The 13,551-nt window shown below is 57.7% G+C and carries 11 protein-coding genes; 9 read left to right on the top strand and 2 right to left on the bottom strand.

Translation table 11 applies throughout. From position 1 onward, the window contains the following. Nucleotides 1–115: 115 nt before the first annotated feature. A complete protein-coding gene (locus FFH21_RS15210) occupies nt 116–421 on the bottom strand; it encodes an RcnB family protein (protein ID WP_002553806.1) in 306 nt (101 codons plus the stop codon). Between the two features lie 97 nt (nt 422–518). Next, nucleotides 519–1,376 (bottom strand): SDR family oxidoreductase, encoded by an 858-nt coding sequence (locus FFH21_RS15205; RefSeq protein ID WP_004667689.1) that lies wholly within the window; start codon nt 1,374–1,376, stop codon nt 519–521. An 88-nt stretch (nt 1,377–1,464) separates the two neighbouring features. Here FFH21_RS15205 and FFH21_RS15200 point away from each other — a divergent pair, with 88 nt between their 5' ends. From FFH21_RS15200 to FFH21_RS15160, 9 genes are all read left to right on the top strand, one after another. Further along, on the top strand, nt 1,465–1,893 hold the full coding sequence (locus tag FFH21_RS15200; RefSeq protein ID WP_011168830.1) for a helix-turn-helix domain-containing protein: 429 nt from the start codon (nt 1,465–1,467) through the stop codon (nt 1,891–1,893). 138 nt (nt 1,894–2,031) lie between these two features. Further along, the gene (gene mrdA, locus FFH21_RS15195) at nt 2,032–3,921 is read left to right on the top strand and encodes a penicillin-binding protein 2 (protein ID WP_011168829.1); all 1,890 of its coding nucleotides are present in this window, start codon (nt 2,032–2,034) and stop codon (nt 3,919–3,921) included. A 151-nt stretch (nt 3,922–4,072) separates the two neighbouring features. Continuing rightward, nucleotides 4,073–5,791 carry a ubiquinone-dependent pyruvate dehydrogenase gene (gene poxB, locus FFH21_RS15190; protein WP_054073207.1) on the top strand — a complete coding sequence of 573 codons (1,719 nt, stop codon included), beginning with the start codon at nt 4,073–4,075 and terminating at the stop codon, nt 5,789–5,791. Between the two features lie 430 nt (nt 5,792–6,221). Beyond that, nucleotides 6,222–8,138, top strand: a complete 1,917-nt coding sequence (locus FFH21_RS15185; RefSeq protein WP_041924820.1) for a methyl-accepting chemotaxis protein — start codon at nt 6,222–6,224, stop codon at nt 8,136–8,138. A gap of 628 nt (nt 8,139–8,766) precedes the next feature. Next, nucleotides 8,767–9,927 (top strand): hypothetical protein, encoded by a 1,161-nt coding sequence (locus FFH21_RS15180; protein ID WP_230383631.1) that lies wholly within the window; start codon nt 8,767–8,769, stop codon nt 9,925–9,927. Between the two features lie 182 nt (nt 9,928–10,109). After that, a complete protein-coding gene (locus tag FFH21_RS15175) occupies nt 10,110–11,093 on the top strand; it encodes a glycerophosphodiester phosphodiesterase family protein (protein ID WP_230851978.1) in 984 nt (327 codons plus the stop codon). A 516-nt stretch (nt 11,094–11,609) separates the two neighbouring features. Continuing rightward, entirely contained in the window at nt 11,610–12,437 is an 828-nt protein-coding gene (locus FFH21_RS15170) for an energy transducer TonB (protein WP_004665076.1), read from the top strand. Between the two features lie 11 nt (nt 12,438–12,448). Then, complete coding sequence (locus FFH21_RS15165) at nt 12,449–13,135, top strand: MotA/TolQ/ExbB proton channel family protein (RefSeq protein WP_011168823.1); 687 nt, start codon at nt 12,449–12,451, stop codon at nt 13,133–13,135. Nucleotide 13,136: 1 nt separating this feature from the next. Further along, on the top strand, nt 13,137–13,541 hold the full coding sequence (locus tag FFH21_RS15160; protein ID WP_032704150.1) for a biopolymer transporter ExbD: 405 nt from the start codon (nt 13,137–13,139) through the stop codon (nt 13,539–13,541). Nucleotides 13,542–13,551: the final 10 nt, after the last annotated feature.

Raw genomic sequence — 13,551 nt, 5'->3', positions numbered from 1 at the left:
CATTGCGTTAAAAAGCACCGGCTAGTGCAAATGCTCTGCGTCGGCATGCGTGTCGTGACGAGCTGCGTCACTCAGGCATGCTCACGCAGAGCGTAAAAAGCGAAGCGCGTAAGCCTTACTTCTTCACCGGCACGATGTCCATAATCTGGCCATTGACCTTCTGGAAACGCACGTACTTGTCGTTAATCTTTACCCATTCGCTTTCCTTGGCGGGTGTTTCCAGGCCTTTACTTTTCCAGTCCTTCACTTCCAGGTCGCTGCGGCGATATTTTTCCGGAACGCGGGAGCCTACTTCCAGCTCATGGGCGTTGTCCTTGGATTCGGTGACTTTCGGGTCCGCCGTCTCTGCGTGAGCGGGCAGGGTGACGGCGGAGAAGCAGCCCAGCAAGGTCATGCAGGCGATCAACGATTTGCTATTCATGTAAAGACTCCCAGTCTTTGGTATCAGGCGATGGCTTAATGCCTCGTAACAACTGGGACCCTCACGTTTGCAAATCATTCGATCGGGTTTGCCGCGCTTAGCCTTGCAGGGTCTGGGCGATGGTTGCAGAGAGCCTGGTGGTCGGACGGCCGATCAGTGCGCTCAACTGGTGACTGTCATCGAACAGCGCGCCTTTGGCTGCGGCCGCGTCGGAATCAGCCAGCAACTGCGCAACGAAGTCTGGCAAGCCTGCCTGGATCAGCGCGGCTTTGAATTCGGCTTGCGGCAGGTTGACGTAAGGCAGAGTCTTGCCGGCCTGCTTTGAAAGCTCGGCAGCGAACTCAGCAAGGGTGTAGGAATCGTCACCAGCCAGCTCGTACACGCGACCGCTCTGATCCTCGCCGGAGGTCAGCAGCACCGCCGCAGCTTCAGCGTAATCGAGGCGCGACGCCGAACTGATGCGGCCCTCGTCGGCACAGCCCATGACCGCGCCATGGCTCAGCGCGCCTGGAATGCCTGCTGTGTAGTTTTCGGTGTACCAGCCATTGCGCAGCAGGACATAAGGCAGCCCGCTGGCGCGCAGGTAGTCTTCGGTTTCGCGGTGCTCTCTGGCCAGGCCCAGTACCGAGGCGTCTGCATGCAGAACACTGGTGTAAGCCAGCAGTTTGACCCCGACGCGTTTCGCCGCATCAACCACGGCCTTGTGCTGCGGCAGGCGCTGGCCCACTTCGCTGGAAGAAATCAGCAGCACTTTGTCGGCACCGGCAAACGCGCTGTCCAGCGTCAACGGCTGCGAATAGTCGGCGTGACGAACTTGAATGCCCTTTGCCGAGAGGTCATTGGCCTTTTCCGGGCTGCGGACTGCGGCAATGATCTGCCCGGCAGGTACACGAGTGAGCAGCTGTTCAATGACGATACGGCCAAGCTGGCCAGTGGCACCGGTGACAACGATCATGGAAGGATTCCTTGAATCAGGTTGAAAGGAAGCGCCAGCATAGTCATCATGCTTACCTTTCGTAAGTACGTACGAAAAGGTAAGTTTCATGAGTGAATCTGCCTCGCGTCCACAGTCTGAAACGGTCGAGTCCATGCTGGCCTTCGTTCGTCAGGGGCAGGTACTGGCCACTGATTGCCCTTCACGGATTGTGCTCAACCATGTTTGCAGCCGTTGGGGCGTGCTGGTGCTGGTGGTTTTGCGCGGCGGCATGCATCGTTTCAGCGAGGTGCGGCGCAAAATTGGCGGGGTCAGCGAGAAAATGCTCGCGCAAACCCTGCAGCACCTGGAGCAGGACGGCTTCGTCAGCCGCAAGTCACTGCCGGTGGTGCCGCCGCATGTTCAATACCGGCTGACCCCGATGGGCGAAGAAGTCGCCTTGCAGGTTGAAACACTCGCCACCTGGATCGAGACCAATCTGCCGCGCATTATGCAGGCCCGTGAAGCGTCGAATACGCTGCAGATCACGCCCGAATGAGTCTTTTCTGACAGATTTTTCATCCTGCGATTGTCGGCTTGATCGCCTGCAGTCAGCCGCTTCTTGGTATGGTGCGCGCCGAAATCTTTATATACACGTTTAGTTGCGCCGTTTGCCCTTCACCGAGAAGCTGTAGAAATGCCCAATCCAATTCCCCTGAAAGACCACGAAAAAGAGACGCGGCTGGTCAATCAGCGCCTGATTGCCTGCGCGGTGCTGGTCGGCCTGCTGGCTGCCTGTCTGGTCGCGCGCATGTATTTCCTGCAAGTCACCGAGTTCGACTATCACTCGACCATTTCCGAAAACAACCGTGTTCACGTGCTGCCGATCCCGCCCGAGCGCGGTTTGATCTTTGACCGCAATGGCGAAGTGCTCGCTGACAATCGCCCCAGTTTCAACCTGACCCTGACCCGTGAGCGCGCCGGTGACTGGCACAAGGTGATCGATGAACTGATGACCCTGCTGGAGTTGCCCGACGAAGACCGGATTCTGTTCGACAAGGAACTGAAACAGGTTCGTCACCCGTTCGAGCCCGCAACACTGCTGTATGAGCTGACCGAGGAGCAGATCGCCATACTGGCGGTCAATCAGTACCTGCTACCGGGCGTGGATGTGGCAGCGCAGTTCGTTCGTCACTACCCGTTGGGCGCGCATTTTGCTCATTCGATTGGCTATGTCGGGCGTATCAACGAAAAAGAAGCGTCGCATCTCGACAACGAATATCGCGGCACTCAATCCATCGGCAAGACCGGTATCGAGCGCTTCTACGAATCCGAGCTGCACGGCCACGTAGGCTACGAAGAGGTCGAAACCAACGCCCAGGGCCGCGTGCTGCGGGTGCTGAAACATACTGACCCGGTGCCGGGCAAGAACATCACCCTCACGCTGGACGCGCATTTGCAGGCCGCAGCGGAAAACGCTCTGGGTGATCGACGTGGTTCGGTGGTTGCGTTGGACCCGGAAACCGGCGAAGTGCTGGCGATGGTCAGCAAACCAAGCTTCGACCCCAACCTGTTCGTCACCGGCATCAGCTTCAAGCAGTACGCTGCGCTGCGCGATTCCATTGACCGGCCGCTGTTCAACCGGGTGCTGCGTGGCCTTTACGCACCGGGCTCGACGGTCAAGCCGGAGGTGGCGATTGCCGGTCTCGACAGCGGTGTGGTCACAGCCTCGACCAAGGTCTTCGACCCCGGTTATTTCCAGCTGCCGGACTTCGATCACAAATACCGCAACTGGAACCACAGCGGCGATGGCTGGGTGGATATGGACACAGCGATCATGCGTTCCAATGACACCTACTTTTACACTGTCGCGCACAAGCTCGGCATCGACCGCCTGCACGACTACATGACCATGTTCGGCATCGGTCAGAAGGTCTCGCTGGACATGTTCGAGGAATCGGCCGGGCTGATGCCGTCCCGCGAATGGAAGCGCGCTACACGCCGCCAGGCGTGGTTCCCGGGCGAAACGGTGATTCTCGGTATCGGCCAGGGCTATATGCAGGTCACGCCGTTGCAACTGGCCCAGGCCACGTCACTGCTTGCCAGCAAAGGCGTCTGGCATCGGCCGCACCTGGCGATGGAAGTAGGTCATGACGTGCCGCTTGATGAGCACCCGATGCCAAACATCGTGCTGCGCGATCCCAATGAATGGAATCAGGTCAACACCGGCATGCAGATGGTCATGCACGACCCGCGCGGCATTGCGCGCGATGCCGCCAAGGGCGCGCAGTACCGCATCGCTGGCAAAAGCGGTACGGCGCAGGTGGTGGCGATCAAGCAGGGTGAGCGTTACAACCGCCTGAAGACGCTGGAGCGTAACCGTGACAACGCCTTGTTCGTCGGCTTCGCACCGGCCGACCATCCGAAGATCGTGGTATCTGTGACCATCGAGAACGGCGAGGCGGGCGGTCGAGTCGCGGGCCCTGTGGTCCGGGAAATTCTCGATGCCTGGCTGCTCGACAGCGAGGGCAAGCTCAAGCCGCAATATGCAGTCCCTACCAAGGCGCCGGGTAACCCGCACGCCTGAATTGTTTGCCAATGCAAACTGTCTGACCGAGCCCTGAACAGGGCTCAGGTTTTCTGAACTGTCGAGAATTCATCGGGTCGACCACAACAGGCGTAGCAGAGCGCTGCGCGCGTTTTACCGAATTCATTATTGCCTCGACAAGGAACCCCTAATGTCCAAGACCATCGCCGACCATCTTGCGCAAACCCTCGCAGCGGCAGATGTTTCCCACATCTGGGGGGTGTCCGGTGACAGCCTCAACGGCCTGACCGACAGCCTGGAACGCACCGATTCGATTCGCTGGATGCACACCCGTCATGAAGAAGTCGCAGCCTTCGCCGCCGGTGCCCAGGCGGCATCCAGCGGCAAGCTGGCGGTCTGTGCAGGCAGCTGCGGACCGGGCAACCTGCACCTGATCAATGGCCTGTACGACTGCCATCGCAACCGCGTGCCGGTGCTGGCAATTGCTGCGCACATTCCTTCCTCGGAAATCGGCCTGGATTACTTTCAGGAAACCCACCCGCAGGAGCTGTTCAAGGAGTGCAGCCACTTCGTCGAACTGGTCAGCAACCCCGAGCAATTCCCCCGTGTGCTGGAACGTGCCATGCGCGCGGCGATCAGCCAGAAAGGTTTTGCCGTTATCGTCTTGCCCGGCGATGTAGCACTCAGCGAATCCCCTGATGTAGCTGCGAAATGGATCGAGGCCACGCCGCCAGCTGTCGTCCCGGCAGACAACGACTTGCAGTCGATGGCCGACATGCTCAACGACTCGAAGGCCGTGACCTTGCTGTGCGGTGCAGGCTGTGCGGGTGCTCACGAGCAGATCCTTGCACTGGCCGACACGCTGGGCGCCCCCATTGTTCATGCCTTACGTGGCAAGCAGCACGTTGAATACGACAACCCGTTCGACGTCGGCATGACCGGCCTGATCGGCTTCAGCTCCGGCTATCACGCCATGCTGTCCTGCGACACGCTGGTGATTCTCGGCAGCAGCTTCCCATATCGAAATTTCTACCCGGAAAAAGCCAATATCATCCAGATCGACCTCGACCCTACACAGTTGGGTCGCCGCACGCCGGTAGCGCTCGGTCTGGTCGGCGGGGTACGGGAAACCCTCGACGCATTGCAGCCAAAACTCAAGCCGCACGCCGACCGCCGCTTCCTCGACAAGGCCCTCAAGCACTACGCCAAGGCCCGTGAGGAACTGGACGAGCTGGCCACGCCTACGCCAGACGGTACACCTATTCACCCGCAATACCTCACTCGATTGGTCGACGAGCAAGCGGACGCTGATGCAATCTTTACCGTCGATGTCGGCACGCCAACGCTGTGGGCCGCACGCTACCTGCACATGAACGGCAAGCGCAGTCTGCTCGGCTCGTTCAACCACGGCTCGATGGCCAACGCTTTACCACAAGCTCTGGGGGCCAAGGCCGAACATCCGGATCGTCAGGTCGTAGCCTTGTGTGGCGACGGTGGTCTGTCGATGTTGTTGGGAGATCTGCTGAGCATCCGCCAACTGAACCTGCCGATCAAAATGGTGGTGTTCAACAACAGCTCGCTGGGCTTTGTCGACATGGAAATGAAAGCCAGTGGCTACGTGCCGCACGGCACCGACCTGCATGAAACCAACTTCGCCGGTATCGCCTTGGGCGCAGGCATTCTCGGCCTGCGCGTGGAGAACGCCGAAGAGCTGCCTGCAGCGTTGCGCAAGGCGTTCGATCATCCAGGCCCGGTGCTGATTGACGTGGTCACTGCCAAGCAGGAGCTAGGCATCCCGCCGAAAATCAAACTGGCACAGGCCAAAGGCTTCAGCCTGTACATGATGCGCGCGATCATGAGCGGGCGGGGCAGTGAGGTGCTGGAGCTGGCCAAGACCAACCTGCGCTAATAATCCGTGCAACGTGACAGGCGGAATAGAAAACCGCCTTCCTCTCGCCAGACACTGTGGTCATCTCATTTATAGGTGACCACGTTGTCTGGCGTTATGTTTTGCATCTTGGTTTATTGCCGTTAATGTTAATTGCACTTCTTGTGGATCCAAACTTCCCGCGCATTTTCGAATACTCGTCTTCATTAATCTTGTGATGCGAATTGTCAAGATAAATAGTTTGGTAAAGCTCGGCTGCCCTCAGCCGAAACAATGGGACGGAAGCAAGACCGGCTAAGGCAGGCTAATTACCGAATCATCTCTGGCTATTAAAAAACGTCGAAAAATACAGAACGTTAGGCCTCGGATCGTCTTTATAGAACGTCTGCACGTCATGAGGTCTGCAATGCTTAGAAATGCTCCTTTGAGTATGAAACTGCTGCTTATTTTAATGTTTCCCCTGCTGGGCTTTCTTGCCTTCGCAGGTATTTTCGTCGCTGATAAAAGCGAGAACCTCAGCGATATGAGGCGCGCAGTGACGGCCACCAGTGCCGCACAGAAGCTCAGCAACGTCGTCACCACCATCCAGCGCGAGCGCGGTGCCAGTGGCGTGTTCCTGGGCAGTGGCGGCAAGTCCATGCAAGACAAATTGAAATCCTTTCGTCAGGAAACCGACCAGGCGATGGGCGAGATGCGTGCGCAATCGACGGAGGGAATTCCCGGGCCGGAAAAAGTAAACCGCGCATTAGATGACCTGATCGCGCTACGCCTCAAAGTCGATGCGCTGGCAATCAACAATACTGAATCCGGCACGCGTTTCACTGACATCATCAAAACGCTCATCGGGTTTACTTATTCGATGGAAGCGAGCATTGAAGACCCGCAAATACTGCGCGCCTTGAGTTCGCTCAATCAGTTCGTGGACATGAAAGAGCGCGCGGGTCGCGAGCGGGTGTTGTTGGGCCTGGCTTTCAACCAGAATCGCTTCGACGCAGCGCTGTTATCACGCTTCAGCCGTAACCTTGGAGAGTTCTCCGGTTACTTCGAAGCCTTCCAGCGCTGGTCCCCGGAAGCATTCAAAACCAGACTGAATGATGTTCTGCAACAACCAGGATCACTTGAAGTTGCCCGCTTGCAACGTCTGGGTTTCGATACACCCTTGGGCGACCCGCTCAACATCAAGCCTGAAGACTGGTTCAACCTCTCCACCAACCGCATAGACCTGATGGCCAGGGTTGAAGCGGAATTGGGTCAGACTGTCGTAGGCCTGGCCTCCGATGCACGCAGCGCCGCTCAAAGCAGCCTTTACGTAGCGGTTGCCACTGTCATCGTGATGCTGATCGTAGTGTTGTGGCTGGCGTCGGTGATCATCCGCAATATCAAGGTTGCAGTGGTCGACGTGAACCGCACGCTGGTTGCGCTATCCACCCGCGACCTGACCGCCAGAACCCGTTACACCGGTAAAGACGAGTTCGGCGAGATATCACGCAATCTGGACAACATGGCGCAACAGATCAGCGAGGTCATCCGCGAAATCGGCAGCGCTACCTCACAGGTCGCCACCGCCGCCGGGCAGTCTTCTGCGGTGGCGTTGCAGACCAGCCAGAACGTCGCGCAGCAGCGCCTGGGCACCGATCAGGTCGCCACAGCCATCAGCGAGATGAGCGCCACCGTCAAGGACGTTGCGCGCAGCACCACCGACGCGGCCGAGATGTCGCAGCGCGTCAATAACAGTACCGTGCAGGGCAAGACCGAGATCGACAACACCATCGGCCTGATTCAAGGGCTCTCGGTCCAGGCTGAAGAGACTTCACGAATCATTGACGAGCTCAAGGGCGAGAGCAACGCCATTTCCTCGGTGCTCGATGTCATCCGAGGCGTCGCCGACCAGACCAACCTGCTGGCCCTCAACGCAGCCATCGAAGCCGCGCGTGCGGGCGAACAAGGTCGCGGCTTCGCCGTGGTGGCCGACGAAGTGCGCAACCTGGCCAAAAAGACTCAGGACTCCACGGTCAGCATCCAGAACATGATCGCCAACCTGCAGTCCGGCTCCGAACGTGCTGCCGCGTCCATGCAGGAAACCCTGGGCAAGGCGCAAGAGGGCGCCAGCAACGTCGTACGCGCTGGCGAACTGCTGGAAGAAATCGCCGAAGGCATCGCGACCATCAGTGACCGCAACATCCAGGTTGCATCTGCTGCCGAAGAGCAAAGCCTGGTGGCCGAAGAAATCCACCGCAACGTGAATGACATCAACGCGCTGGTCATTCAGGTGAGTGCAGGTGCCGAGCAGACAGCAGTCACGAGTCGTGAACTGGCCAGGCTTGCTGAGCAGCAGCAGGGGCTGGTGGGGCGCTTTAAAGTGAGCTGACGGTAAGGGTTTTGTCTGGTTTACAAAGGCCTGGGAGCGTTAGCTCTCGGGCTTTTTTGTGCTGGTTGTCGGGCCGGCAAGAGTTCGCATGGTAGTTCTTGTGCGATGGCTTGGCTTGCTTTCGGAACTCAAAGAAAATAAAATGGACGGTCATACTTTCGCAATAAGTATGTAATCGATACGCACGTATGCAACATTAAAAAAAGTTTATGTTCGGCGCTGTTCACTACAGGCCACACGCCATATTGTTAGTTGCCTAATCATGTTAATCAAATCAGTGCGTCGTACGTTAATGTCCTCAATCTGTCACATCGAACCCCTACAGTACGAACGCATGTAAAAGAGTATTTCCGGCGCATTAGTTCACCGGTAAATTGCCAAATTCCTGTGGGTGAACATGTCGGCATTGAGAATGTCCTTACCCTGTTTCGGTTCGGAGCGTTAGCGTTAATTGATGCATTACTTTCCGAGTCAATCCGTTTCGTCTTGATAGCGTGCGGATCCAATGCACACTGCGAAACTTGTTTTGTCCGTTCCACCTGAATAGTGGCTTGCCTATGAACGCGCAGTTTTTGAAGGTTGATCAGTTGATTGCAGGTGTAGGCATGCCGCAACGGATGTCTGACGCATGACGACGTACGGGACAACAATGGCATTGGCGGCGAGCGCCATGCTGAGCGCGAGTCTCGCGTTAGCTGCTTCTGCACCGGTCAACGACGAGTCTGTCATTGCCGTCATCAAATTCGTCAAGCGTGAAGAAGGCCCAGGCTTGCGCTTTGACCCGGCAAGTTGCGTCACGTGCAGGCTGGTGGCAGACCCTTACTGGAACGCCGACAACCCGCGCGAGACGGTAATAGCGTTGAAAGTACCGCGTTCAAGGACGCTGGAGCTGGGTTTCGACGGAGCGGTGGCGAACACGTCGCGCGTGATTCTGGAAAGCGGTGATATCCCGTTCAGGCTCGATGACGGACGTTTGTACGTGGTATTGCCCCCTTTGGCAGTGGATGCGATAACGGCATCCGAGGTCTCTACGCACATCGTTGAGCCGGGCATGGTCCTGCGCTTTGAACATGCCGACCCGGCACGCCGCGCGGGTCTTTACGTGCAGGATCCGTTTCCCTCCATTCAGCGCGCTGCGGCCAACGTGCTGGAGTTCGCGCAGCGCGAAGCGGTACGTGATCTTGGGCTTGGCCAATACGTACAAAGCCGCGGGCTGGGCAGGATCCAGATCATGGGCTTCGACACCAATGCCCCACACGGCCATGAAGATGCGCCGCCGCATATGCACATGCACCTGCGCTGGCCCGCGAACACCGGCACGCAAATCGCTCACTACTACATCGGCACGGACGGTTTGCTGCTGCATAACATCGTGGGCGTGAAAGGTATCGATGCTCCGGAAAGGCGCTTTGAGCGCGGCGAGTCATTTACCACGGTCGGCCCTGATGGTCGTCCGGTCTACACCCATCGCATCACGCCACAAGGCGCGCTGCAGATCGCTCGTCCGGATGGTGCAATGTGCCTGATCGAACCCGCCGGGGCAGGGGGGCAAGGCTTTGCGGGTGGCGCCAGCGTGACCTGTTCCACTGGGACCAAACGCATCGTCAACGTCGATGACGACCTGCACAGAGGTCGATTGAAAGTCAGCATCGACAGCATCGAGGAGATCTTCTACTACGACCCTGATACCGGCGCTCTGCTGTCCCCCACGCAAGCACCTCCCGCACCACCTTCGGTGTATGTGCAAGGAGTGTCAGTAAAGAACTGGTCATCGCTGCCATCTGACTAGGCTCCGGTAAGCAAAGTGGCTGCACGCGTGAAGTTGCATTAACGAACAGGCAACACGCGACCCCGAACACCATGATCATTTAACGTTTGTTAAAGCCAGAAGAGTCGAGCACGACTCCGCCCGTACCTTGCCTTTTTTTGTCTTGCCTTCGCCCGTACAGCAGTTAATTCCATTCTGACCTTATGGGAGTCAACGTTATGTTTTGCTTACCGAAAATAGTTCTACTGTGCACGGCGGTATTGATAGTAACGCCCTCTATTGCATTGGCAGAGCACAACACCGACAAGATCGGCGGGATACTCAAAGATGCCCACAACGACCTGACGATTGTCTGCGCGCACCGGGGTCTGCACGGCACTGCCATCGGTACCAACTCTCACCCCGACTGGCTGCGCGATGTGCCGGAAAACTCGATTGCCTCTATTGAGCAGGCTGCCTCCAATGGAATCGAGTGTTCGGAAATCGATCTTCAGCTGGACCGGGCCGGGAATGTGATCCTCCTGCATGATACCAACCTCGGTCGGACCACCAATGCTTACACGACCGCGAATTCGACTGAATATGATCCGTACAGACAGGTTGGCTATAACCCGAACCTGTCGAACTACTTTGGAAACACTCTGAATCTTTCGCTTCGGCATCCCTCTTTGAATGGCTACAGCGACCAGAAACTGCCCACTTTCGATGCCATCCTGGACGCGATCAAGCGGGACAAGATCGCGATGATCCTGCTGCTTGACGTCAAGAACATCGACGCGGCGAAAAAAGCCTGGCAGAGCGTGAAGACTCACAGCAACTGGTGGGGAACACCGGCCGAGCGTTGGGTGTACTTCAAAATGCCTGTCAACTCGATTGGCATGAACGCTGCCACTTTCGAATCCAAAGGGATTATGAATGCCCAGAGTGAAGCAGGCCGTTTCCGCCTGATTCCGGTGTTCGGTGCAGACTTTATCGACACCAGCGGCGGAGCGGCCAATTCACTGTTGAACTGGCAAAGCTATTACAACAAGGATTATGTCTATGCGACCGAGGTGCGCCTCAAGGAATATGACAGCACGCTCAGATTCCCGCTCAACAACATCGTGAACAGCTACAACGCGTTGAGAACCCAGCACAATGTAAAAACCATGGGTGCCTATCAGCCTGTGGCGGAAACCAAACCCTAAAGCTTCTTTGCCGCTGATGGCCATTGCTGTACGGAACCCAAGTACTGGCTCTGGAAATCCCAGAGGGGCTATGGGCAGGAGACAGGCGACAACCGGACAAGCCTCAACTGGATCATGAACACCGCAGGCAAGAGTTTCAGCTACATCATTACCGACGATCCTGTTACCGCCCTGTCGGCGCTCAGAAGTGATGGCCGTCGAAATACCAGCCTGATTTCAAACTGATTATTTAATGACGGTCTTGTTAACGAACATTTTTATCGCGCCGGCCGGACGCGCATGCCGTGTCCGGCCGACAGCGTGGGCGACACTCGTTTCGAAACATGCTCACATTGGATAGTGTGCTATCTAACGATTTGTCTGAAACGCAACATGAAGTAATCTTACTGTTGTTTCGTCAACTAACGTCCCTCTCGTCACAATAAGTACATATAGAAAAGCGTAGCATCGGCACGCTTTTTAAAACCTTTTGAAAGCGGCACGCCGTTATTTATTTCGTCCCGGATTGGTGATGTCATGCCCGCGTTACTTCTATCTCGTCGTCCGCCACAACCCTGTCGCGACGATCTGCTGCCCGCGTTGCCGGCAGGCAGGTTCGATGCCCCGGCGGTGCCGTTACCGGCAATCGCTGTGCCGCGCATTGGCATGCGTCATGTTGCCCTGGCATGCGTTATTGCACTGGCTGTACATGCTGCGGGTTTTCTCTGGTTTCGCAACAGCGCACCCGCGCAGCCGTTACCGCCGATAACCCGGCCCATGCCAATCGCGATGCAAATGGTCGCCAGGCCCACGCCGCCTGCTCCGGCAACGCCCGCCGCAGCGGCTCCTGCGGTTGAGCAACCCACGGCACCGCCACCCGTTATACCGGCAGAGCCAGCCAAACCCCTGGCCGCCGCACCCAAGCCTGAGACACCACGCCCGCAGCCTGCCAAGCCACAGGCCAAGCCACAACAAAAAGCACAGCAACAGGTAGCCGAGAAGCAAGCGCCTGCTGCTGCGCCCCAATCGATACCGGCACAGCAACCCATGCCTGCACCGCCAGCCAGCAGCGAACCGCCTGCCACTGCACCCATCGGTCGCGCTGGTTATCTGAACAATCCGCCACCCGTGTATCCGCCTGCGGCCGCCAAACGCCATCAGCAAGGCACCACGCTGCTGCGCGTGCATGTCCTGGCCAGCGGTCGTCCGGACCAGATTGAGGTGGCTCAATCCAGTGGTTTTTCAGCGCTGGACGATGCGGCCAGGGCGGCCGTTCGACAGTGGTCATTTACTCCTGCCAAGCGCGGCAACAGTCCGGTCGATGGCTGGGTCAACGTTCCGCTTGCCTTCACGCTCGCTCCTTGAGGCGCCTTACCATGACAATCGACTATTCAACACTGATTCAGCAAAGCTCCATGGGCATCCTGCTGCTGTTCTCATTGGCAACCTGGGCAGTGCTGCTGCTCAAAGCCTGGCAGCAGGGGAGGCTGAAAAACCAGAACAAGCGCTACACGCAGGCCTTCTGGGCAGCCAAGGATTTCGACGCAGCGCTGCACAGCGGTCCGCAGAAAAGCCAGTTGGCACGTCTTGCGCAAGTGACCACGCAAGCGCTTTCCGGCGGTCAGGATGGTCATGAACCGGCTGACAGCTGGAGCCGCCAGGAGCTGCTGGAGCGTAGCCTGCATCAACAGATTCACTCTGAACGACGCAACCTTGAAAGCGGCATGATCGTGCTCGCCTCAATCGGCAGCACGGCCCCCTTTATCGGCCTGTTCGGTACAGTGTTCGGCATCATCCATGCCCTTCAGGCTATCAGTACCGCCAAGTCAGCGAGCATTGCCGTGGTCGCCGGACCAATTGGCGAGGCCTTGATCGCCACGGGTATCGGCATTGCCGTGGCAGTACCGGCGGTACTTGCCTACAACTTTTTCAACCGCCGTCTGAAGCTCATGGTGGCCGATCTGGACGCCTTTGCAATCGATCTGCTGAACCGCGCCCAGCGCCATGCCTTCAGATTGAAAGGCGAGCACGATGGCGCTCGCAGCCTCAGCGGGGTTGCTTGAAATGGCCTTCTCCTCAAGCCAGGGCGACGACGCGATCAGCGACATCAACATCACGCCTCTGGTCGACGTGATGCTGGTGCTGCTGGTGGTGTTTATCGTGACCGCACCGTTATTGACCAATGCCATACCGCTTGATTTGCCGCAGACAGCGGCCACCGCACCTCTGGACGACGCCAAGCCAGTGGCCATCAGCATTGACGCCAAAGGCGGTTTGTTTGTCGACGACCAGCCTTTGGCCGAAGAGCAATTACCGGACGCCTTGCAGAACCTGCATGCCAATGACCCCGACGTGGCGCTGACTCTGCGTGCCGACACGGCAACGGACTACGGACGCGTTGCCAGGGTTCTGGCCGACGTGCAGCGATCCGGCATAACGCGCCTGGCGGTGATCACCGAAAGCCTTTGATTCCGGCAAT

The sequence above is a fragment of the Pseudomonas sp. KBS0707 genome (assembly GCF_005937945.2).
In the GTDB taxonomy this organism is placed as follows: Bacteria; Pseudomonadota; Gammaproteobacteria; order Pseudomonadales; family Pseudomonadaceae; genus Aquipseudomonas; species Aquipseudomonas amygdali.
Note: the sequence above shows the minus strand (reverse complement) of the source record. Positions and strands in the feature narration are given on the sequence as shown.

Coding starts and splice junctions, on each gene's coding strand:
- FFH21_RS15205 (WP_004667689.1), bottom strand. CDS start 1,376: ATGATCGTTGTCACCGGTGCCACTGGCCAGCTTGGCCGTATCGTCATT.
- FFH21_RS15160 (WP_032704150.1), top strand. CDS start 13,137: ATGGCCTTCTCCTCAAGCCAGGGCGACGACGCGATCAGCGACATCAAC.
- FFH21_RS15185 (WP_041924820.1), top strand. CDS start 6,222: ATGTTTCCCCTGCTGGGCTTTCTTGCCTTCGCAGGTATTTTCGTCGCT.
- mrdA (WP_011168829.1), top strand. CDS start 2,032: ATGCCCAATCCAATTCCCCTGAAAGACCACGAAAAAGAGACGCGGCTG.
- FFH21_RS15180 (WP_230383631.1), top strand. CDS start 8,767: ATGACGACGTACGGGACAACAATGGCATTGGCGGCGAGCGCCATGCTG.
- FFH21_RS15170 (WP_004665076.1), top strand. CDS start 11,610: ATGCCCGCGTTACTTCTATCTCGTCGTCCGCCACAACCCTGTCGCGAC.
- FFH21_RS15175 (WP_230851978.1), top strand. CDS start 10,110: ATGGGAGTCAACGTTATGTTTTGCTTACCGAAAATAGTTCTACTGTGC.
- FFH21_RS15165 (WP_011168823.1), top strand. CDS start 12,449: ATGACAATCGACTATTCAACACTGATTCAGCAAAGCTCCATGGGCATC.
- poxB (WP_054073207.1), top strand. CDS start 4,073: ATGTCCAAGACCATCGCCGACCATCTTGCGCAAACCCTCGCAGCGGCA.
- FFH21_RS15210 (WP_002553806.1), bottom strand. CDS start 421: ATGAATAGCAAATCGTTGATCGCCTGCATGACCTTGCTGGGCTGCTTC.
- FFH21_RS15200 (WP_011168830.1), top strand. CDS start 1,465: ATGAGTGAATCTGCCTCGCGTCCACAGTCTGAAACGGTCGAGTCCATG.